Raw genomic sequence first — 18,919 nt, forward strand, 5'->3', positions numbered from 1 at the left:
ATGAACCCCACTTCCCTGACCGGCGGCACGACCGCCACCCCGCGCGCGCCCGAGCGCGCCCTGCACATCTGGCAATGGACTCGGGAGCGCCTGTTCCAGTCGCCCGCGGGCATCCTCGGCACGCTGCTGTGCTTCTGGCTGCTGCTCATGACCGTGCCGCCGCTGGTCGACTGGCTCCTCGTGAAAGCCACCTTCTCGTCGCCGACCGCGCAGGGCTGCCGGAACGCGCCCGGCGGCGCCTGCTGGGCCTTCATCGCCGAGAAGCACCGGCTGATCCTGTTCGGCACCTACCCCTACGACGAGCAATGGCGGCCGCTGCTCGCGACCCTGGCGCTGATCGGCACGCTGGTCTACAGCGCGGCGCGGCGTTCGTGGGACCTCGGGCTCACCATGCTCTGGACCGGCGTGCTCGCGCTCGTCGCGCTGCTGATGTGGGGCGGCCTGTTCGGCCTGAGCTACGTGGAGAACGTGCGCTGGGGCGGCCTGCCGCTGACCTTGATCCTCTCGACCTTCGGCATCGCCTTTGCCTTTCCGCTCGGCGTGGTGCTGGCGCTCGGGCGCCGCTCGAAAATGCCGGCCATCAAGGCGCTGTGCGTGGGCTACATCGAACTGATCCGCGGCGTGCCGCTGATCAGCATCCTGTTCATGTCCTCGGTGATGCTGCCGCTGTTCCTGCCCGAGGGCATGAGCATCGACAAGCTGCTGCGTGCGCAGCTGGCCATCGTGCTGTTCGCCGCGGCCTACATCGCCGAGGTAGTGCGCGGCGGGCTGCAGTCGATTCCGAAGGGGCAGTACGAGGGCGCAGAGTCCATCGGCCTGTCGTATGCGCAGCAGATGCGGCGCGTGGTGCTGCCGCAGGCGCTGAAGGTCGTGATACCGCCGCTGGTCAGCACCTTCATCGCGCTGTTCAAGGACACCTCGCTGGTCGTGATCATCGGCATCTTCGACCTCACGCAGGCCGCGAAGGCCGCACTGGCCGACCCGGCCTGGGGCGGGTTCGGCGTGGAGGCCTACCTGTTCATCGGCGCGATCTATTTCGTCTTCTGCTTCTCGCTCTCCAAGTACAGCCGGTCGCTCGAGCGCTCGCTCGCCACCGGCCATGCCAGCGACAACGCCGGCAAGTAACTCAGGCAAGCAAGGCCGCCATGACCCCCACAAGAACGAAGGACTCCGCCGTGACCGAACCGATCATCCAGATGCAAGCCGTCAACAAGTGGTACGGGCAGTTCCACGTGCTGCGCGACATCCACCTCGACGTGGCGCGCGGCGAGCGCATCGTCGTCTGCGGCCCGTCGGGCTCGGGCAAGTCGACGCTGATCCGCTGCATCAACCGCCTCGAGCAGCACCAGAGCGGCCGCATCGTCATCGACCGCACCGAGCTGAGCAACAACCTGCGCCACATCGAGACCATCCGGCGCGACGTGGGCATGGTGTTCCAGCACTTCAACCTGTTCCCGCACCTGACGGTGATGGAGAACCTCACGCTCGGCCCGGTCTGGGTGCTGAAGAAGCCGATGGCCGAGGCCCGCGCGACCGCCATGAAGTACCTCGAGCGCGTGCGCATTCCCGAGCAGGCCGGCAAGTTCCCGGGCCAGCTCTCGGGCGGCCAGCAGCAGCGCGTGGCGATCGCGCGCTCGCTGTGCATGGGGCCGAAGGTCATGCTGTTCGACGAGCCCACCTCGGCGCTCGATCCCGAGATGGTCAAGGAGGTGCTCGACGTGATGATCGGCCTGGCGCAGGAGAGCGGCATGACGATGCTGTGCGTGACGCACGAGATGGGCTTCGCGCGCAAGGTCGCCGACCGCGTGATCTTCATGGACCGCGGCGAGATCGTCGAGCAGGGGGCGCCCGAGCGCTTCTTCGCCGATCCGCAGACCGAGCGCGCGCGGCTCTTTTTGAGCCAGATCGTGCATTGACCCGAGCGCCACCTATTCCCAACCACCAGGAGCACAGATGCCATCGAACGAAGCCGCCCACGCGGCGGGATTCCAGACCCGGACCATCCACGCGGGCCACGAGGCCGATGCCTTCGGCGCCGTCTCGCCGCCGATCTACCTGACCTCGACCTATGCATTCGAATCGACCGCCGATGCGGCCGCCGTGTTCTCGGGCGAGAGCGAGAAGTACGTGTACGGCCGCCAGCACAACCCCACGCAGGCGCTGCTCGAGCGCCGGTTGGCCGACCTCGAGGGCGCCGAGGCGGGCCTGGTCACCGGCTCCGGCATGGGCGCCATCAGCGCCACGCTGCTGACCCTGCTGTCGGCCGGCGACGAGCTCATCGCGCATCACACGGCCTATTCGACCGTGGGCCTGCTGCTGGCCGACGGGCTGCCGCGCTTCGGCATCCGCGTGCGGCGCGTCGACTTCTCCGATCCGCGCCATCTCGAGCAGGCGCTGTCGGACAAGACCAGGATCGTGTACTTCGAATCGCCGGTCAACCCGACCGGCGAGGTGCTCGACATCCGGGCGCTGGCCGATATCGCCCGCCGGCATGGCGCCAGGGTGGTGGTCGACTCGACCTTCGCGTCGCCGGCGCTGCAGCGGCCCATGGACCATGGCGCCGACCTCGTGGTGCATTCGCTGACCAAGTACATCAACGGCCATGGCGACCTGCTCGGCGGCGTGGTGCTGGGCGACGCCGCCACCGTCCACAAGATCCGCAAGGCCGGCCTGCGCTACCTGACCGGTGCCACGCTGTCGCCGATGCTCTGCTTCCTGGTGCTGCGCGGCCTCAAGACCCTGACGCTGCGCATGCGCCAGCACGGCGAGAGCGCGCTGAAGATCGCGCAGATGCTCGCCGCCCATCCGGCGGTGGAGGTGGTGCGCTATCCCTTCCTGGCCGACAACGCGGGCCATGCGATCGCGCAGCGCCAGATGAAGCACGGCAGCGGCATGCTCTCCTTCGACCTCAAGTCGGGCGAGCAGGGCGCGATCCGCATGATCGACCGGCTGCGGCTGATCTCGCGCGCGATCAGCCTGGGCGACACCGAAACGCTGATCACGCATCCGGGCGCGCTGATCCGTGCGAACCAGCAGGTGGAGCCGGGCGCGCGGCTCAGCGAAGGCGTGACCATGAAGCTGGTGCGCCTCTCCGTGGGGCTGGAAGACGTCGACGACCTGATCGCCGACCTGAAGCAGGCGCTCGAGGCGCTGTAGCGCACCGTCGCGGCGCATGCGGCCGTGCATCCGAGCCCGTCACGGGCCGCGCATGAAAGGCCGCAGCCGCATAGCTGCTATCTCGCGCGATGCATGGCTCGCGCGCCGGCCGCGAGGCGCGCTGGCGGCCCGCGTCCATTCGGCGGAAGGCCCCCAGCGCGGGGCCGAGCTCGCTCCATTCCAACGACCGTCCCGAAGGCCTGCCCACCGCCGAAGCAGGACCCAAAGTTTCCTTCTGGCATGAACGGTGCTCCGTTCCTCCATAGGCAGATAAGCCTTCCTCTCCCTCTGACGCATAGCTGTTATTCAACGAAAAACGCTCGTTTCCCGGTTTGACACAAAGTGTCATATGGGACATATTCATCACACGTTCCGAGGTATCCACATGCGAATCTCTCCCTTGCTCAAGTCCCTGGTCTGTGCGGCACTCGTCGCGACCACTGCTGCTTCGATGGCCACGGAGGCCTGGCCCACGCGGCCCGTGCGCCTGGTGGTCGGCTTCCCGCCGGGCGGGCCGACCGACATCGTGGCGCGCATCGTCGGCCAGTCGCTGTCGAAGGAGCTGGGGCAGCCGGTGATCATCGAGAACCGAGGGGGCGCGGGCGGCACCGTCGCTGCCGCCTACGTGGCGAAGCAGAAGCCTGACGGCGACACGCTGATGCTCACGGCCGAGTCGGTGCAGACCCGCGCGGCGGCCGTGTTCCGCAAGCTGCCCTACGACCCCGTGGCCGACTTCGAGCCCATCGGCAAGTTCGCGAAGCAGCGCGTGCTGATGGTGGTGAACCCCACGCTGGCCGCCAAGGACGTGAAGGAGTTCGTCGCCTATGCCAAGGCCCATCCCGGCGAACTCAACTACAGCGCGACCTACAGCGCGTCCTCGCATTTCGGTGGCGCGCTGTTCGGCGTGCTCAACGGCGTCGACCTCACGCTGGTGAACTACCCGGGCGGCGGCCAGCCCATCACCGACCTGATCGCGGGCGTGGTGCAGGTCGGCTTCTTCACCGAGTCCACCGTCGCGCAGCAGGTGCAGGCCGGCAAGCTGCGCGCCCTGGCCATCGCGGCCGACGAGCGCTCGGCGCTGTTCCCGCAGTTGCCCACGCTGCAGCAGGCCGGCGCCGCGCGCATGGACATCTCGCCCTGGTTCGGCCTCGTGGCGCCCGCCAAGACGCCGCCCGAGATCATCGCCAAGGCCTCGGCCGCGCTGACCCGCGCGATCGCGAGCGAGGACTTCGAGAAGCGCCTCGCGCCGATCGGCGCGGTGGCCATCAAGGGCTCGACGCCCGCGTCCTTCGCGGCCGACATCAGGAAGGAAATCGACTACTGGAAGAAGTTCGTGAAGGACTCCAACTTCCCGATCGTCGATTGAGACGGAAGGCGCTGACCATGAGCTTCTTCGACGAACTGGACAGCGGCCTCACGGCGCGCGAGCTGGCGCTGGTGCGCGACACCGAGCGCTTCTGCACCGAGGTGCTCGCGCCGCGGCTCGTGCAGGCGCGTTCGCGCGGCGAGCCCTGCGAATGCACGGTGATCGCGCAATGGGCCGCGCTGGGCATGCTCGGCCTGCAGGTGCCGGAGGAGGGCGGCGGCTTCGGCGGCTCCTTCCTCTGCAAGATCCGCATCGCGCAGACCATGGCGGGTCACGGCTTCGCCGCGGCCTTCTGCCTCAACAACATGCAGGGCATGGCGACGCGGCTGTGGCGCCACGGCTCGGCGGTGCAGAAGGAACGCCTGCTGCCGAGGCTGCTGGCCGGCAGCCTGATCGGTGCACCCGCGATGTCGGAACCCACGGCCGGCAGCGACCTTACGCAGTTGCGCTCGCAGGCCGTGCGCACCGAGGGCGGCTGGCTGCTCGACGGCAGCAAGGCCTGGGTCAGCAACGGCGCCATCGCCAACCTGCTGATGGTGCTCGCGCGCACCACCGCGGCCGGCGGATCGCAGGCGATCGCGGGCTTCCTGGTCGAGCCCGAGGCCGGCAAGGCCTTCGCCGCGACGCCGCACGAGCTGCCGGGCGCGATGGAGTTCAGGCTCGCCGAGATCCGCTTCGCGCAGCACTTCGTTCCCGACTGGGCGCTGATCCACGCCCCCGGCGAGGCCTTTCGCGCCTCGATGGAAGCCATCAACGCGGCGCGCGTGCATGTGGCGGCCATGTGCACGGGCTCGCTGCATGCGGCGCTGTGCACCGCCGTCGCGTACTGCGGCCAGCGCACCGCGTTCGGCCAACCGCTGCTCGCGCACCAGGGACTGCAATGGGCACTGGCGGAGGTCGCGGCCCAGCTAGAGGCCGCCAATGCGCTCGTGGTGAAGGCGGCGCGGCGCATCGATGCCGGCACCTGCAGCCCCGAACTCGCGGCCGGCGCCAAGAAGATCGCGGTCGAGACCGCCACCGAGGGCATCGAGCAGTGCATCCGCGCGATGGGCGCCGTGGGCGCGACCGCGCCGAGCGGCCTGGTCGCGCTCGCCTCCGAAGTGCGGCTCGCAGCCTTCGCCGACGGCAGCACCGAGATGCTCAACGACCGCATCGGCCGCGGGCTGGCCGCGGCCTATCCCTCGGCACCTGCCCGCGGCGAGGAACAAGGAACGAAGCAACCATGAGCCTGCGACATGTGGTCGTCGACAGCGCCGCGCAGTCCCTCGAGGGCCTGCGCGATGGCGCCACGCTGCTGGTCGGCGGTTTCGGCGGTGCCGGCCTGCCGCGCGCCATCATCCAGGCCGTGCTGGCGCTGGGCGTGCGCGAGCTCACCGTGATCTCCAACAACGCGGGTGCCGATGCCGACGACCTGTCGCTCTGGTTCACGGCCGGCATCGTGCGCAAGATCGTCTGCTCGTACCCGCGCAGCGCCAAGGCCTTCGCCGTGGCCTACCGCGCCGGCACGGTCGAGCTCGAGCTGGTGCCGCAGGGCACGCTGATCGAGCGCATCCGCTGCGGCGGCGCGGGCATCGGCGGCTTCTATTCGCCGGTGGGCATCGGCACCGTGCTGACCGAGGGCAAGCGCGTGGAGCGCATCGACGGGCGCGACTACGTGCTCGAGAAGCCGCTGCGCGCCGACTTCGCGCTGCTCAAGGGCCGGCAGGCCGACACCATGGGCAACATCGTCTACAACAAGACCGCGCGCAACTACTCGCCGGTGATGGCCACCGCGGCCGACACGGTGGTGTTCGAGGTCGACGAGATCGTGCCGGTCGGCGGCCTCGATCCCGAATGCATCGTGACGCCCTGCATCTTCGTCGACCGCGTCTTCCTGGGAGATCGGGAATGAACAGACTCACGCGCGAACAACTGGCCGCGCTGGCGGCCTCGCAGCTGCCGCCGCGCAGCTTCGTCAACCTCGGCATCGGCTTCCCGACGCTGGTGTCGGACCACATCACCGCGGCCTCGGGCGTGATCACGCACAGCGAGAACGGCATCCTGCACATCGGGCCGCGGCCGGCGCCGGGCGCGGAGGACCGCGACCTGATCAATGCGGGCAAGACACCCGTCACCATCCTGCCGGGCGGCTCCTACTTCGACACTGGGCTGTCGTTCGCGATGATGCGCGGCGGCCATCTCGACATCGCCATCCTCGGCGCCTACCAGGTCAGCGCGCGCGGCGACATCGCCAACTGGAGCATGGGCCTCGACGGCTCGGCGCCGCCGGCCGTGGGCGGCGCGATGGACCTGGCCGTGGGCGCGAAGTCGATCTGGGTGCTGATGGAGCACCAGACGAAGGAGGGCGAGTCGCGCATCGTCGAGGCCTGCACCTTTCCGCTGACCGCCGTGGGCGTGGTGCGGCGCATCTTCACCGACCTGGCCGTGATCGAGGTCGAGCCCGACGGGCTGGTGGTGAGCCGCATGGTCGACGGCCTTTCCTTCGAACAGCTGCAGGCGCTGACCGCCGCGCCGCTTCGCCCGGCCGCGACCCTTGCCGCATGACCGCACGACGAACTCCCATCGAAACCGAGTCCTCCATGCCATTCCGCGTCGCCGACCTCCTTGCCGACAGCCTCGCCCTTCACGGCGTGCAGCGCGCCTTCAGCGTGCCGGGCGAGAGCTTTCTTCCGCTGCTCGATGCGCTGTACGGCCGCGAGGACTTCGATCTCGTGACCTGCCGCCACGAAGGCTCGGCCAGCCTCGCGGCAGCGGCCGATGCGCGGCTGACGGGCATGCCGGGCGTGGTGATGGTGAGCCGCGGGCCGGGCCTCGCGAACGCCACCATCGGCATCCACGTGGCCTCGCAGGAGGCGCTGCCGCTGGTGGTGCTGGTCGGGCAGGTCGACCTGCCGAACCTGGGGCGCGACGCGGTGCAGGAGATCGACGCAGCGCGCCTGTTCGGGCCGATGGCGAAGTGGACCGCCCGCATCCACCTCGCGTCGCAGGTCGCCGAGACCCTGGCGCGCGCCTTCTCGACCGCGGCCAGCGGCACGCCGGGCCCGGTGATCGTCGAGCTGCCCGAGGACCTGCTGGCCCAGGAGATCCCCCGATGCGCCGCCACGCGCTTCGGCGTCGCGCGACCCGAGCCGTCGGCGCAGGCGATGGAAGACGCCGCCGCGCTGCTCGCGCGGGCCGAACGGCCCGTGCTCATCGTCGGCGGCGAAGCCTGCGCCGATGGCGCCTTCAGGCAGGCACTGATCGCGCTCAGCGAGGCCTGGCAACTGCCGGTGGCGGTCACGAACAAGAACCAGGACCTCTTTCCCAACACGCATCCGCACTGGCTCGGGCAACTGGGCTTCTTTCCCTCCGCCGTCCACACGGCGCTGTTCGCGCAGGCCGACCTGGTCGTGGGCATCGGCACGCGGCTCGGCGACGTGTCGACGCAGGGCTTCACCGTTCCGCGCCAGTCGCCCGATGCGCAGAAGCTGCTGCATGTGTACCCCGATGCCGGCGCGATCGGCCGCCACTTCGCGACCACGCTCGGCGTGGTGTCGACCGCGCGCGCCTTCGTGGACGCGCTGCTGCGCGTGACGCCACCGCCCATCGACCGCAGCGAATGGCTGCGTGCGGGCCTGCATGCGCGCGAGGCCGCGCACGGCTGGAACGAAGCCCGCGTGCCCGCGCAGGACGTGCTGGGCCACGTGATCAACGCCGTGCGCGGCGCGATGCGCGACGACACGATCCTCACGACCGACTCGGGCAACTTCGCCGCCTGGGTGCATCGCGCGCTGCGGCTCGGGCCGTCGAACCGCCTGCTCGGCTCGGCCTGCGGCGCCATGGGCATGGGCGTGCCCGCGGGCCTGGCCGCGGGCTTGCGGCATCCGCGGCGGCAGGTGATCGCCTTCTGCGGCGACGGCGGCTTCCTCATGAGCGGCAACGAGCTCGCGACCGCGGTGGACCGCGGCATCGACCTGAAGATCGTCGTCGCCAACAACGCCTCGTACGGAACGATCCGCTCGTTCCAGGAGCGCTCCTATCCGGGCCGCGTCAGCGGCACCGACCTGCGCAACCCCGACTTCGCCGCGCTCGCCCGGGCCTTCGGCGCCTCGGGCCATGTGGTGCGGCATGCGGACGAGGCCGCGCAGGTCATGGCCGAGGCATTGGCCGTGCGCGGCCCGGCCGTGATCGAGGTGCGCTGCGCCACCCACTATGCGCTGGCCGACTCGCTGCGGTCGGCCCTTTGAAGACGAACCCGAGGAATCCCATGTTCAACGCGATCCACCTGACCCAGCAGGACGGCAAGACACTGGCCGCCGTGAAGGCCCTCGAGGCCTCGGCGCTGCCCGAGGGCGACGTCACGGTCGACGTCGAGTTTTCCAGCCTCAACTACAAGGACGCGCTCGCCATCACCGGCCGCGGCCCGATCGTGCGGCAGTGGCCCATGGTGCCCGGCATCGACTTCGCGGGCACGGTCGGCGAGAGCGCCTCGCCCGAGTTCAAGGCCGGCGACAAGGTGATCCTCACCGGCTGGGGCGTGGGCGAAGGTCATTGGGGCGGGCTGGCACAGAAGGCGAGGGTGCCGGCCTCTTACCTGGTGGCGATGCCGGCGGGTCTCACCAGCCGCCACGCGATGGCGATCGGCACCGCGGGCCTGACGGCCATGCTGTGCGTGTTCGCGATCGAGCGCGACATCGCGCCGCAGGCCGGCGAGGTGCTGGTGACCGGCGCCAACGGCGGCGTGGGCAGCTTCGCCGTCAGCCTGCTGGCTAGGCGCGGCTTCCGGGTCGTGGCCGCCACGGGCCGACCGCAGGAGGCCACCAGGCTGAAAGCGTTGGGCGCGCACGAGGTGATCGGCCGCGAGCTGCTGTCTGCGCCGGGCAAGCCGCTGCAGAAGGAGCGCTGGGCCGCGGTGGTCGACTGCGTGGGCAGCCACACGCTGGCCAATGCCTGCGCCGCCACGAAGTACGGCGGCGTGGTCGCGGCCTGCGGGCTGGCGCAGGGCATGGACTTCCCGTCCACCGTCGCGCCCTTCATCCTGCGTGGCGTGACGCTCGTGGGCATCGACAGCGTGAAGGCCGGGCTGCCCCGGCGCCTGGAAGCCTGGACGCAGCTGCAGCGCACGCTGGGCGCGGATGAAACGCTCGCGATGACCGCGACCATCGGCCTCGCGCAGGCGATTCCCGCCGCGCAGGACCTGATCGACGGCAAGGTCGCCGGGCGGTTGATCGTCGACGTGAACGCCTGAACGGATTCCGTGGACTCGCTCGACCGCCAACTGCGGTACTTCCTCAAGATCGCGAGCCTGAAGTCGCTCTCGCGCGCCGCGGAGGCGCTGGACCAGACCCAGCCCGGCCTGAGCCGCCAGCTGGCGACGCTCGAGAGCTGCCTCGGCCAGCCGCTGTTCGTGCGCAACGGGCGCGGCGTGGAGCTGACGGAGGCGGGCCGCGGCCTGAAGGAGAAGACCGAGGCCGCCTACCGCAGCATCGACGCCGCGGTCGACTGCGTGCGCAAGCACGACGGCGTGTCGCAGGGCACGGTGCGGGTGGCGGCGGTCCATACCCTGAGCTACTACCTGCTCGGCGAGATCGTGGCGCGCTTCTCGGCCGAATGCAGCGACGTCGCGCTGTCGCTGATGTGCCGCAGTTCGTCGGACGCGGCCGAGCTGGTGGAGAACGGCAAGGCCGACATCGGTCTGGTCTACGACACGGCCGTCGCCTCGCAGACGCTGGACACGCGGCCGCTGTTCGACGACGAGATGTGCCTGATCGCCACGCGCGACAGTGCCCATGGCGAGACCATCGACCTCACGGAGGAGCGGCCGCGGCTGGTGGCTTTTCCGGCCCACTATGCGCTCGGCAAGATGGTGCGCCAGGGCAGCTTGAAGCTGCCGATCGTCGCCGAGGCCGAGACCGTCGACACCCTGGTCAAGCTGGTCGCCGCGGGCATGGGCGCCTGCATCCTGCCCACCCGCATGCCCGACAAGCTGCTGCAGGACAACGACCTGCGCAAGGTCCGCATCGAGCGGCCGCTGATGCGCCGCCGCGTGGTCGTGATCACGCGCGCGGGCAAGCCGCAATCGCCGCTGGTCCAGCGGCTGGTCGACATGGTGCTGGCGGCCGTGCATTGAGCGCCGCGCCTCTTCCTTTCCACCCCACCTTCCTCTCCATCGAACCATGACCCCAGAACTCCGCAGCAAGGAATACTTCGACGAGCGCGCCACCCGCGAGATGGCGCAGCACTTGGCGGGCGCGCCGCGCACCATGAAAGAGACGCTGGCCTATGCCTGCCGCATCCTCGCGATGACCGGCCAGGAGGCCGGGCTCGCGGGCCAGATCAGCGCGCGCTCGGAACGCCCCGGCGCCTACTGGACCTTGCGCTTCGGCCTCGGCTTCGACGAGGCCACGCCCGAGGACTTCATCGAGGTCGACCAGGACCTGAACACCCTGACCGGCACCGGCATGCCCAACCCCGCCACGCGCTTCCACCTGTGGGTGTACCGCGCGCGGCCCGACGTGCAGTCGATCATCCACACCCACTCGCCCTGGGCCTCGGCGCTCGCGGCCGCGCGCCAGCCGCTGGTGATCTCGCAGATGGACATGACGCCGCTGCACGAGGACTGCGCCTTCCTCGGCGAATGGCCGGGCGTTCCGATCGCCGACCAGGAGGGCGTGATCATCTCGGGCGCGCTCGGCAGCAAGCGCGCCATCGTGCTCGCGCACCATGGCTACCTCACGGCCGGCCAGACCATCGAGGAGGCGACCTACCTGTCGGTCTACCTCGAGCGCGCCGCGCGCATGCAGATCCGCGCCCAGGCCTTCGGCCCGCTGACGCCGGTGGACGACGTGCTCGCGCGCGAGGCGCACGACTACCTGCTCAAGCCCTCGATCGTCAACGCCACCTTCGACTACTGGTGCCGGCAGACCCGTGGCGCCCCGGCGCCGCTCGACTGCTGAGCCGCCGGGTCCCGCTGCGCCGACGCTAAGATCGACCGCATGGACACCACAGACACATGGCGCTGAATCTCAAGTTCCTGCGGGTGCAGAGCGGGTTGACGCTCGAGCAATTGGCCAGCGACTCCGGACTCACGCGCAGCTACCTGTCGAAGGTGGAGCGCGGCATCTCCAAGCCGTCCATCGAGTCGGCGCTGAAGATCGCGAGTGCGCTGGGCGTCACCGTCGAGAACCTGTTCGGCCGCTCCACCGTGGCCGATGCCGTGTCCATCGTGCGCGCGCCCGCGCCGTCGGAAGAAGAGGCCCGCACCTACATGTCGCTGGTCGCCGGCGTCAGCCAGGGCCGGCTGATGCGCGCCTTCGTGCTGCGCCCCGGCGAACGCGCGGGCGGCCACAGCAAGATCATGAGCCACCACGACGGCGAGGAGATCCTCTACGTGCTGACCGGCCGCATCGAGCTGCAGATCGGCAACCGCAAGGAGATGCTCAACGTGGGCGACTGCGTGCAGTTCGACTCCACCATCGCGCACAAGCTGCGTTCGGCCGATGGGGAGGATGCGTCGGTGCTGGTGGTGATCGTCGCCAGGTAGCGGCGGCCTCGCCTACTTTCTCGCCACGGACTTCCGCGCCCCGCCGCCCGCGCCCAGCGCGGCGGCAATGGCGACGATGCGCTCGACCATCGGATCCTGCGTCCTCGCGCTCCATGCGACCGCGATGGTCACGACGTCGACTTGTTCCTTCAAGGGCTTGATCGCGACCCGCTCGCCGCCGAGCTCCTGCAGCCCCAGCGGCACCAGCGCGATGCCCTGGCTGCAGCCGACCATGGCGATCTGCGAGGTGACCGAGCGCGATTCGTGCAGGATGCGCGGCGTGAAGCCGTGCGCGCGGCAGGCCGCGACGATGCCGTCGAAGAAGCTCGGGCTCACCGCGCGCGGGAACATGATGAATTCCTCGTCCGCCAGCTCGCGCAGCGCGATGGTCTTGCGCGCGGCCAGCCTGTGCCACGCGGGCAGGGCGACGCCGAGGCGCTCGGTGCGCAGCGGCCGCGCCTGCACCCCTTGCCCCGCGTCGCCCTCGATGCGCGCGAAGGCCACATCGATCACGCCCTCGTCGAGCGCGACCAGCGCCTCGGCACTGTCGATCTCGATCACCGAGATGCTCGCATCCGGCACCTCGGCCTTCAACTGCTCGATCACCGCGGGCAGGGGGCTGGCCATGGCCGTGGTGATGGCGCCGATGGTGAGCATGCGCCCGCGGCCGCGCAGCGCCTCCTGCACCGAGACCTCCACGCGGTCCATCTGGAACACCAGCTTCTTCACGGCCGGCAGGATGGCCGCGCCCTCGGGCGTGAGCTGCACGCCCTTGCTCGAGCGCTCGAAGAGCCGGACCTTGAGCGCGGCCTCCAGCACCTGGATCTGCTCGGTCAGCGGCGGCTGCGACATGCCGAGCCGCGCCGCGGCGCGCCGGAAATGAAGTTCCTCGGCGACCACCGAGAAAAGGTAGAGATGGCGGAGCAGGCGGAAGTTGATCATCGATAGGCCGAGCGTATCAAGTTCTTCCCTTCTTGCGAATGGACGTATCGCACCCGGCCCCGGAACATCGGCTTTCCCTTGCACCCGTGAACGCCATGACGGACCCGATCGCCTCCCTCGGCGCCACCAGCCTCTGAAAGACCATGACCACCGACGCCCAACGACTCTCCCGTCTCGCCGACCTGGACACCAACACCGTGTCCGACGCGCTGGACTTCCTCGAACTGCCCGGCGCCACCGTGGGCCTGCGTCCGCTGTGGCAGTGCCCGACGATCGTCGGCCGCGCCTCCACCATCCAGTTGGCGCCCAAGCAGGCCAGCGGCGGCCTGACGGTGCACCCCATCACCAGCGTGATCGCCGAGAGCCGCGGCGACGACCGGATCCTCGTGATCGCCGGCGGCATCGAGGGCGTCTCGTGCTGGGGCGACATCGTCGCCAATGCCGCCACGATGAAGCACATCCGCGGCACGGTGATCGATGGCTTCAGCCGCGACATCGAGGGCAGCGAGGCCATCGGCTACCCGGTGTACGGCCGCGGCGTGACCATGGTCAGTGCCCGCAACCGCCTGGTGCAGACGGGCTCGGGCGCGCCCGTGAAGGTCGCGGGCGTCGAGGTCGCGCAGGACGACTTCGTGATCGCCGATCGCTGCGGCTGCGTGTTCGTTTCGGCCGCGCGCATCGACGAGATCCTCGACATCGCGGAACGCACCGCCGCGAAGCAGGCCGGCATGGTGGCTCGGATCCGCGCCGGCCAGTCGGTGGCCGAGGCCATGCACGACAGGCACTTCGCGGCGGTGATGGAAGAGCGCCAGCCCGCCGAGGCGCGATAGACCGATCCGCATCGTCCAGTCCTCCGAGGTACTCCATGAGAAAAATCGCAATCCTCCTGGCGGCCGCGCTCGCGCTGGGCAGCGCCGCCGAAGCGCCGGCCCAGACCCTCGAGCGCATCCGCGGCACGGGCGTGGTCACGCTCGGCGTGCGCGACAGCTCGCTGCCGATGTCCTATGTGCTGGGCAGCGACCAGGCCGTGGGCTTCCAGGTCGACATCTGCCAGCGGATCGTCGCCGCGATCAAGACACGGCTGAACCTGCAGAAGCTCGAGGTCCGCTACCAGGTCGTGACCTCGCAGAACCGCGTGCCGCTGGTGAAGAACGGCGCGGTCGACCTCGAGTGCGGCTCCACCACCAACAACCAGGCCCGCCAGCAGGACGTCGCCTTCACGCTCACCACCTACATCGAGGAAGTGCGCATGGCGGTGCGCGCCAGCTCGGGCATCCGCTCGATCAAGGACCTCGAAGGCAGGACCGTGGTGGCGACCACGGGCACGACCTCGGTCCAGCATCTGCGCCGCAACAGCCGCGCCACCGGCCTGAAGTTCAACGAGATCCTCGGCAAGGACCACGCCGAGAGCTTCCTGATCCTCGAATCGGGCAAGGCCGACGCCTGGGTGATCGACGCGGGGCTGCTCAATGCGTCGATCGCCAATGCGAGGAATCCGGCCGACTTCGCCGTGGTGGGCGAGGTGCTCAACACCGAGCCGCTGGCGATCATGCTGAGCAAGGACGACGCGCCGCTCAAGGCGCTGGCCGACCGGACCCTGCGCGACATGATGCGTTCGGGCGAGATGAAGACGCTGTGGGACAAGTGGTACGCCGAACCCATTCCGCCGCGCAACGTACGGCTGAACATGGCACCGCCCGCCGCGCTGCAGAAGCTCTGGCAGGACCCCAACGACCTGCCGATGGAAAGCTACGCGGCCGCGCGATAGACCACCACACCCAACGAGCACACCGTGACCTTTTCCAACTTCGACATCGGGCCCATCCCGAAACTGGCGCCCGAGGCGCTGACCGCCGCGCTGCGGGACGTCGTCACGCCGCACCTCAGCGACAACCTGCGGCGCCTGTCGGGCATCGTCGGCCTGCAGCGCTTCCACCGCGCGCGCAAGCTGGTCGGCACCGCCTTCACGATCAAGGCGCGGCCCGGCGACAACCTGCTGATCTATCGCGCGCTCAAGGACATAGAGCCCGGCCATGTGCTCGTGATCGATGGCGCGGGCGATCCCCACAACGCGCTGGTCGGCGAGCTGATCATGCTCTACGCCATGCAGCGCGGCTGCGCGGGCTTCGTGATCGACGGCGCGATCCGCGACACGCGCGCCTTCTTCGAGGCCGACTTCCCGTGCCACGCACGCAGCAGCACGCATCGCGGGCCCTACAAGTTCGGCCCCGGCTCCATGAACCGCGACGTCTGCGTCGGCGGGCAGGTGGTGCATCCGGGCGACGTGGTGGTCGGCGACGAGGACGGCGTGGTCTGCTTCGATCCCGCGGACGGGGAGCGCCTGCTCGCGGCCGTCGCGCAGACCGCCCGGACCGAGGACGCGATCAAGGCGGAGATCGCCACCGGGCGCGTCGAACAGGGCTGGCTCGACCGGACCCTGTCGGCGCACGGCCTCTGACATCCATCACCACACTCCCAGTGAAAGCCATTCCCATGCAACAAGAAGACAAGGACCTCGTGGCCCTGTTCGAAGGCCTCGACACCCCCGGCGTTTCGGACGCCATGGACAAGCTCGGCCTGCCGGGCCACTGCTTCGGCCTCGTGCCGCTGGCCGACTACGCCGGCGTGACCGTGGGGCCCGCCTTCACGGTGAAGTACGTTCCGGCCAGCACGCCCGCGGGCTCGGTCGGCGACTTCATCGACGACGTGGCCGAGGGCGACGTGCTCGTCATCGACAACGGCGGACGCACCGACTGCACGGTCTGGGGCGACATCATGACCCAGTACGCGGGCCGGCGAAGGATCGCCGCCACCGTGATCGACGGCGTCTGCCGCGACGTGTCGAAGGCATTGAACGACGGCTACCCGTTGTTCACGCGCGGGCGCTTCATGCGCACCGGCAAGGACCGCGTGCAGGTCGAGGGCGTGAACGTTCCCGTGTCCGTCGGGCAGGCCCGCGTGGTCGCGCGCGACATCGTGGTGGCGGACGCGAACGGCGTGCTGGCGGTGCCGCGCGCGCGGGCCCGCGAGGTCGCGGAACTCGCGCGCAGGATCGAGACCGCCGAGTCGCAGATCCGCGCCTGGATCGAGCAAGGCAAGACGCTCGGCGAGGCGCGCGCGGCGATGGGCTACCACACGCTGCAGCGGAAGGCGCCATGAGCAACGACACCGCAGTGGCATCGGCCGCCCGATTGAACGTCCACCTCGAGGCCGCGCAGCCCTCCGCGACCTACAGGATGATGGACCGGGTGGCGGCGCGACGCGCGGGCGGTGCCAGCATCGTCTCGCTGTCGGCCGGCGAGCCCGACTTCGACACGCCCGCGCACATCGGCGACGCGGCCGTGGCGGCCATCCGCGAGGGCCATACGCGCTACACGCAGGTCGCGGGCCTGCGCGCGCTGCGGGAGGCCGTCGCGGCCAAGTTCCGACGCGAGAACGGCCTGGACGTCGGCTGGCAGGACACGATCGTCTGCTCGGGCGGCAAGCAGGTGATCTTCAACGCGCTCGCGGCGACCTTGAACCTCGGCGACGAGGTGATCGTGCCGGCGCCTTACTGGGTCAGCTACCCCGAGATCGTGCAGCTGTGCGGCGCCAGGCCGATCGTGGTGCCCTGCGGAGGCGAGTCCGGGTTCAAGCTCGGGCCCGAAGCGCTGGAGGCCGCAATCACGCCGCGCACCCGGTGGTTGATCCTCAACTCGCCGAGCAATCCGACGGGCGCCGTGTACACGCTCGCGGAACTGCGCGCGCTCGCCGAGGTGCTGCTGCGCCATCCCCAGGTGCTGGTGCTGGCCGACGACATCTACGAGCACCTGGTCTTCGACGGGCTGGCCTTCCACACGCTGGCCCAGGCCGAACCCCGCCTCGCCGCGCGCACGCTGACGATGAACGGCGTGTCGAAGGCCTATGCCATGACCGGATGGCGCATCGGCTTCGGCACCGGCCCGCGCTGGCTGCTCGATGCCATGGAGAAGCTGCAGGGCCAGCAGACCTCGGGGGCCAGTTCGATCTCGCAGCATGCGGCGCTCGCGGCGCTGAACGGACCGCAGGACTTCATCGCGCGTTCGCGCGCCGCCTTCGAGCGGCGCCGCGATCTGCTGGTCGCGGCGCTGAACGCCACGCCGGGCCTGCGCTGCGACAGGCCGTCGGGCGCCTTCTATGCCTTCGTCTCGTGCGAGGCACTGATCGGCCGGACGACCGCGGCCGGTACCGTGCTGGCCAGCGACGAGGACCTTGCGCTCGCGCTGCTCGACGAGGCGGATGTGGGCGTGGTCCACGGCGCGGCCTTCGGACTGGCGCCGTACTTCCGCATCGCCTATGCGCTCGACGACGCATCGCTCGACATGGCCTGCCGGCGCATCGACCGCTTCTGCCGCACGCTGCGCTGAGCCGGGCTCAGGGCAGCAGCCAGGCCTGCATCCACACTGACACGTGATCGAGCATCCGGTCGATCACCTGCGCGTCCGTCAGCCCCGATTTCTTCGGCACGTGAAAGCCATGGTCGGCCGCCGCGTATTCGTCGACGCTCGCCCAGTCACCGAGCGAATCGATGACTTGCGCGAAGCAGGGCGGTTCCGCGAGCTTGTCCTGCGCGCCGTGCACGAACAGCATCGGCACGTCGACCTCGTGCAGGTGCGCCGCGCGATCGATCGAGGGCTTGCCGGCCGCGTGCAGCGGAAAGCCGAGGAAGACCAGCCCGGTCACCTCGGGCAGCAGGCCCAGCGCCTGGGCCTGCGAGGTCATGCGCCCGCCGAAGGACTTGCCGCCCGCGAACAGGGGCAGTCCCTGGAAATGCGCGGCAGCGCTGGCCACGGCCGCGCGCACCGTGGCATGCGCGAGCGGCGGCGCATCGGGCCGCTTCGAACCGCGCTCCATGTACGGGAACTGGTAGCGCAGGCAGGCGATGCGGCGCTCGGCGAGGCCCTGCGCCACGGCCTCCATGAACGCGTGCGTCATGCCCGCGCCCGCGCCGTGCGCAAGCACGAGGGCGAAGCGTGCATCGTCGGCCGCGTCGATCAGGCCCGACACGCGCAGCTCGGCATCGACCTCGATCGTGATCTTCTTCGACGTGCTCATGCGGCGACCTCGACGGGTGGGAGTCCGAACAGCCGCCGGCTGTTGGCGCTGCAGGCCGCGATGACCTCGGCGACATCGCGTTCGAGCAGTTCGGCCACGCCCGCGGCAACCCAAGGCAGGTACGCCGGTTCGTTCGGCTTGCCGCGCAGGCCCGCGTTCTTCGGCAGCAGGTAGGGCGCATCGGTCTCGAGGTGCAGCCGGTCCAGCGGAATGGCCGGGATGGCCGCGCGCAAGGCCTGGCCGCGCTGCAGGTCCGTCACCCAGCCCGTGATGCCGATGTCGAGGCCCATCGCGAGAAAGGCCTCGGCTTCGGCGCGGTCGCCGGTGAAGCAGTGCACCACGCCGTGCGCGCCATCGGCCACCACGGGCGCGAGCATGTCGTGGAAATCGGCGAAGGCATCGCGGCAGTGCAGGAACAGCGGCTTGCCGGTCTGCGCGGCCATCGAGAGCTGCCGGTCGAAGGCCGCGCGCTGCGCCTCGGGCGTCGAGAAGTTGCGGTTGTAGTCGAGGCCGCATTCGCCGACCGCCACGACCTCGGGGCAGCGCCAGAGTTCTGCCAGCTGCTCGAAGGTGGCGGCGTCGAAGGACTTCGCGTCATGCGGATGCACGCCCGCGGTCGCGAAGACCACGCCCCGATGCGCCCGCGCCAGCTCGAGCGCGCGCAGGCTCGAGGCGAGCGAGGTGCCCGTGGCCAGGATCTGCGCCACGCCCGCGGCCTTGGCGCGCGCCAGCAGCGGCGCGGTGATCGACGCCAACTGGCCCGAATGGAAGTTGACGCCGATGTCGACGAGGGAAGGGGAGGCGGCTTTCGCTTCGATGCTCATGCATCGATGGTACGAGAACACCGCGCGTGCACGCGG

At 69.9% G+C, this 18,919-nt stretch carries 20 protein-coding genes; 17 read left to right on the plus strand and 3 right to left on the minus strand.

The features are described from left to right. The 12 genes from AC07RM_RS01085 to AC07RM_RS01140 all read left to right on the plus strand — a co-directional run bounded on the left by AC07RM_RS01085 (position 1) and on the right by AC07RM_RS01140 (position 12,044). A complete protein-coding gene (locus tag AC07RM_RS01085; protein ID WP_495332314.1) occupies positions 1-1,125 on the plus strand; it encodes an amino acid ABC transporter permease in 1,125 nt (374 codons plus the stop codon). Between the two features lie 20 nt (positions 1,126-1,145). Beyond that, positions 1,146-1,916 carry an amino acid ABC transporter ATP-binding protein gene (locus tag AC07RM_RS01090; protein WP_444814006.1) on the plus strand — a complete coding sequence of 257 codons (771 nt, stop codon included), beginning with the start codon at positions 1,146-1,148 and terminating at the stop codon, positions 1,914-1,916. Between the two features lie 37 nt (positions 1,917-1,953). Further along, positions 1,954-3,156, plus strand: coding sequence for a trans-sulfuration enzyme family protein (locus AC07RM_RS01095; RefSeq protein ID WP_495332316.1), 1,203 nt, complete (start codon positions 1,954-1,956; stop codon positions 3,154-3,156). Between the two features lie 385 nt (positions 3,157-3,541). After that, on the plus strand, positions 3,542-4,522 hold the full coding sequence (locus AC07RM_RS01100) for a Bug family tripartite tricarboxylate transporter substrate binding protein (RefSeq protein WP_495332318.1): 981 nt from the start codon (positions 3,542-3,544) through the stop codon (positions 4,520-4,522). 17 nt (positions 4,523-4,539) lie between these two features. Continuing rightward, positions 4,540-5,748 (plus strand): acyl-CoA dehydrogenase family protein, encoded by a 1,209-nt coding sequence (locus AC07RM_RS01105; protein ID WP_495332320.1) that lies wholly within the window; start codon positions 4,540-4,542, stop codon positions 5,746-5,748. Further along, positions 5,745-6,413, plus strand: coding sequence for a 3-oxoacid CoA-transferase subunit A (locus AC07RM_RS01110; protein ID WP_495332322.1), 669 nt, complete (start codon positions 5,745-5,747; stop codon positions 6,411-6,413). The genes AC07RM_RS01105 and AC07RM_RS01110 overlap by 4 nt, the downstream gene beginning before the upstream one ends. After that, entirely contained in the window at positions 6,410-7,066 is a 657-nt protein-coding gene (locus tag AC07RM_RS01115; RefSeq protein WP_495332324.1) for a 3-oxoacid CoA-transferase subunit B, read from the plus strand. Before AC07RM_RS01110 ends, AC07RM_RS01115 begins: the two co-directional genes overlap by 4 nt. A 35-nt stretch (positions 7,067-7,101) precedes the next feature. Continuing rightward, positions 7,102-8,748, plus strand: a complete 1,647-nt coding sequence (locus AC07RM_RS01120) for a thiamine pyrophosphate-dependent enzyme (RefSeq protein WP_495332326.1) — start codon at positions 7,102-7,104, stop codon at positions 8,746-8,748. 20 nt (positions 8,749-8,768) lie between these two features. Next, positions 8,769-9,749 carry an acrylyl-CoA reductase (NADPH) gene (acuI, locus tag AC07RM_RS01125; RefSeq protein ID WP_495332328.1) on the plus strand — a complete coding sequence of 327 codons (981 nt, stop codon included), beginning with the start codon at positions 8,769-8,771 and terminating at the stop codon, positions 9,747-9,749. A 9-nt stretch (positions 9,750-9,758) separates the two neighbouring features. Continuing rightward, positions 9,759-10,631 (plus strand): LysR family transcriptional regulator, encoded by an 873-nt coding sequence (locus tag AC07RM_RS01130; protein ID WP_398491572.1) that lies wholly within the window; start codon positions 9,759-9,761, stop codon positions 10,629-10,631. A 46-nt stretch (positions 10,632-10,677) separates the two neighbouring features. After that, complete coding sequence (locus AC07RM_RS01135) at positions 10,678-11,457, plus strand: aldolase (RefSeq protein ID WP_209539440.1); 780 nt, start codon at positions 10,678-10,680, stop codon at positions 11,455-11,457. Between the two features lie 56 nt (positions 11,458-11,513). After that, on the plus strand, positions 11,514-12,044 hold the full coding sequence (locus tag AC07RM_RS01140) for a helix-turn-helix domain-containing protein (protein WP_495332331.1): 531 nt from the start codon (positions 11,514-11,516) through the stop codon (positions 12,042-12,044). Positions 12,045-12,056: 12 nt separating this feature from the next. On the opposite strand, the gene AC07RM_RS01145 is transcribed toward AC07RM_RS01140, so the two are convergent. Then, a complete protein-coding gene (locus tag AC07RM_RS01145; protein ID WP_495332333.1) occupies positions 12,057-12,986 on the minus strand; it encodes a LysR family transcriptional regulator in 930 nt (309 codons plus the stop codon). A gap of 143 nt (positions 12,987-13,129) precedes the next feature. Between AC07RM_RS01145 and AC07RM_RS01150 the strand changes: the two genes are divergently transcribed. Genes AC07RM_RS01150 through AC07RM_RS01170 form a run of 5 tightly spaced genes read left to right on the plus strand, consistent with a single transcriptional unit; the run spans position 13,130 to position 17,371 of the window. After that, positions 13,130-13,816, plus strand: coding sequence for an RraA family protein (locus AC07RM_RS01150; RefSeq protein WP_495332335.1), 687 nt, complete (start codon positions 13,130-13,132; stop codon positions 13,814-13,816). A gap of 35 nt (positions 13,817-13,851) precedes the next feature. Next, positions 13,852-14,754: an amino acid ABC transporter substrate-binding protein gene (locus AC07RM_RS01155; RefSeq protein ID WP_495332337.1), complete on the plus strand. Its 903-nt coding sequence runs from the start codon at positions 13,852-13,854 to the stop codon at positions 14,752-14,754. 24 nt (positions 14,755-14,778) lie between these two features. Then, on the plus strand, positions 14,779-15,444 hold the full coding sequence (locus AC07RM_RS01160) for an RraA family protein (protein ID WP_495332339.1): 666 nt from the start codon (positions 14,779-14,781) through the stop codon (positions 15,442-15,444). 35 nt (positions 15,445-15,479) lie between these two features. Then, positions 15,480-16,145 carry an RraA family protein gene (locus AC07RM_RS01165; RefSeq protein ID WP_495332341.1) on the plus strand — a complete coding sequence of 222 codons (666 nt, stop codon included), beginning with the start codon at positions 15,480-15,482 and terminating at the stop codon, positions 16,143-16,145. Then, positions 16,142-17,371: a pyridoxal phosphate-dependent aminotransferase gene (locus tag AC07RM_RS01170; protein WP_495332343.1), complete on the plus strand. Its 1,230-nt coding sequence runs from the start codon at positions 16,142-16,144 to the stop codon at positions 17,369-17,371. The genes AC07RM_RS01165 and AC07RM_RS01170 overlap by 4 nt, the downstream gene beginning before the upstream one ends. A 7-nt stretch (positions 17,372-17,378) precedes the next feature. Here the strand turns inward: AC07RM_RS01170 and AC07RM_RS01175 are convergent, their stop codons facing one another. Further along, on the minus strand, positions 17,379-18,059 hold the full coding sequence (locus tag AC07RM_RS01175; protein WP_495332345.1) for an alpha/beta hydrolase family protein: 681 nt from the start codon (positions 18,057-18,059) through the stop codon (positions 17,379-17,381). Then, positions 18,056-18,883: a TatD family hydrolase gene (locus AC07RM_RS01180; RefSeq protein ID WP_495332347.1), complete on the minus strand. Its 828-nt coding sequence runs from the start codon at positions 18,881-18,883 to the stop codon at positions 18,056-18,058. The genes AC07RM_RS01175 and AC07RM_RS01180 overlap by 4 nt, the downstream gene beginning before the upstream one ends. Between the last annotated feature and the right edge of the window lie 36 nt (positions 18,884-18,919).

The organism is Variovorax sp. GW821-FHT09B05 (assembly GCF_059418265.1).

Coding starts and splice junctions, on each gene's coding strand:
- AC07RM_RS01085 (WP_495332314.1), top strand. CDS start 1: ATGAACCCCACTTCCCTGACCGGCGGCACGACCGCCACCCCGCGCGCG.
- AC07RM_RS01090 (WP_444814006.1), top strand. CDS start 1,146: ATGACCCCCACAAGAACGAAGGACTCCGCCGTGACCGAACCGATCATC.
- AC07RM_RS01095 (WP_495332316.1), top strand. CDS start 1,954: ATGCCATCGAACGAAGCCGCCCACGCGGCGGGATTCCAGACCCGGACC.
- AC07RM_RS01100 (WP_495332318.1), top strand. CDS start 3,542: ATGCGAATCTCTCCCTTGCTCAAGTCCCTGGTCTGTGCGGCACTCGTC.
- AC07RM_RS01105 (WP_495332320.1), top strand. CDS start 4,540: ATGAGCTTCTTCGACGAACTGGACAGCGGCCTCACGGCGCGCGAGCTG.
- AC07RM_RS01110 (WP_495332322.1), top strand. CDS start 5,745: ATGAGCCTGCGACATGTGGTCGTCGACAGCGCCGCGCAGTCCCTCGAG.
- AC07RM_RS01115 (WP_495332324.1), top strand. CDS start 6,410: ATGAACAGACTCACGCGCGAACAACTGGCCGCGCTGGCGGCCTCGCAG.
- AC07RM_RS01120 (WP_495332326.1), top strand. CDS start 7,102: ATGCCATTCCGCGTCGCCGACCTCCTTGCCGACAGCCTCGCCCTTCAC.
- acuI (WP_495332328.1), top strand. CDS start 8,769: ATGTTCAACGCGATCCACCTGACCCAGCAGGACGGCAAGACACTGGCC.
- AC07RM_RS01135 (WP_209539440.1), top strand. CDS start 10,678: ATGACCCCAGAACTCCGCAGCAAGGAATACTTCGACGAGCGCGCCACC.
- AC07RM_RS01140 (WP_495332331.1), top strand. CDS start 11,514: ATGGCGCTGAATCTCAAGTTCCTGCGGGTGCAGAGCGGGTTGACGCTC.
- AC07RM_RS01145 (WP_495332333.1), bottom strand. CDS start 12,986: ATGATCAACTTCCGCCTGCTCCGCCATCTCTACCTTTTCTCGGTGGTC.
- AC07RM_RS01150 (WP_495332335.1), top strand. CDS start 13,130: ATGACCACCGACGCCCAACGACTCTCCCGTCTCGCCGACCTGGACACC.
- AC07RM_RS01155 (WP_495332337.1), top strand. CDS start 13,852: ATGAGAAAAATCGCAATCCTCCTGGCGGCCGCGCTCGCGCTGGGCAGC.
- AC07RM_RS01165 (WP_495332341.1), top strand. CDS start 15,480: ATGCAACAAGAAGACAAGGACCTCGTGGCCCTGTTCGAAGGCCTCGAC.
- AC07RM_RS01170 (WP_495332343.1), top strand. CDS start 16,142: ATGAGCAACGACACCGCAGTGGCATCGGCCGCCCGATTGAACGTCCAC.
- AC07RM_RS01175 (WP_495332345.1), bottom strand. CDS start 18,059: ATGAGCACGTCGAAGAAGATCACGATCGAGGTCGATGCCGAGCTGCGC.
- AC07RM_RS01180 (WP_495332347.1), bottom strand. CDS start 18,883: ATGAGCATCGAAGCGAAAGCCGCCTCCCCTTCCCTCGTCGACATCGGC.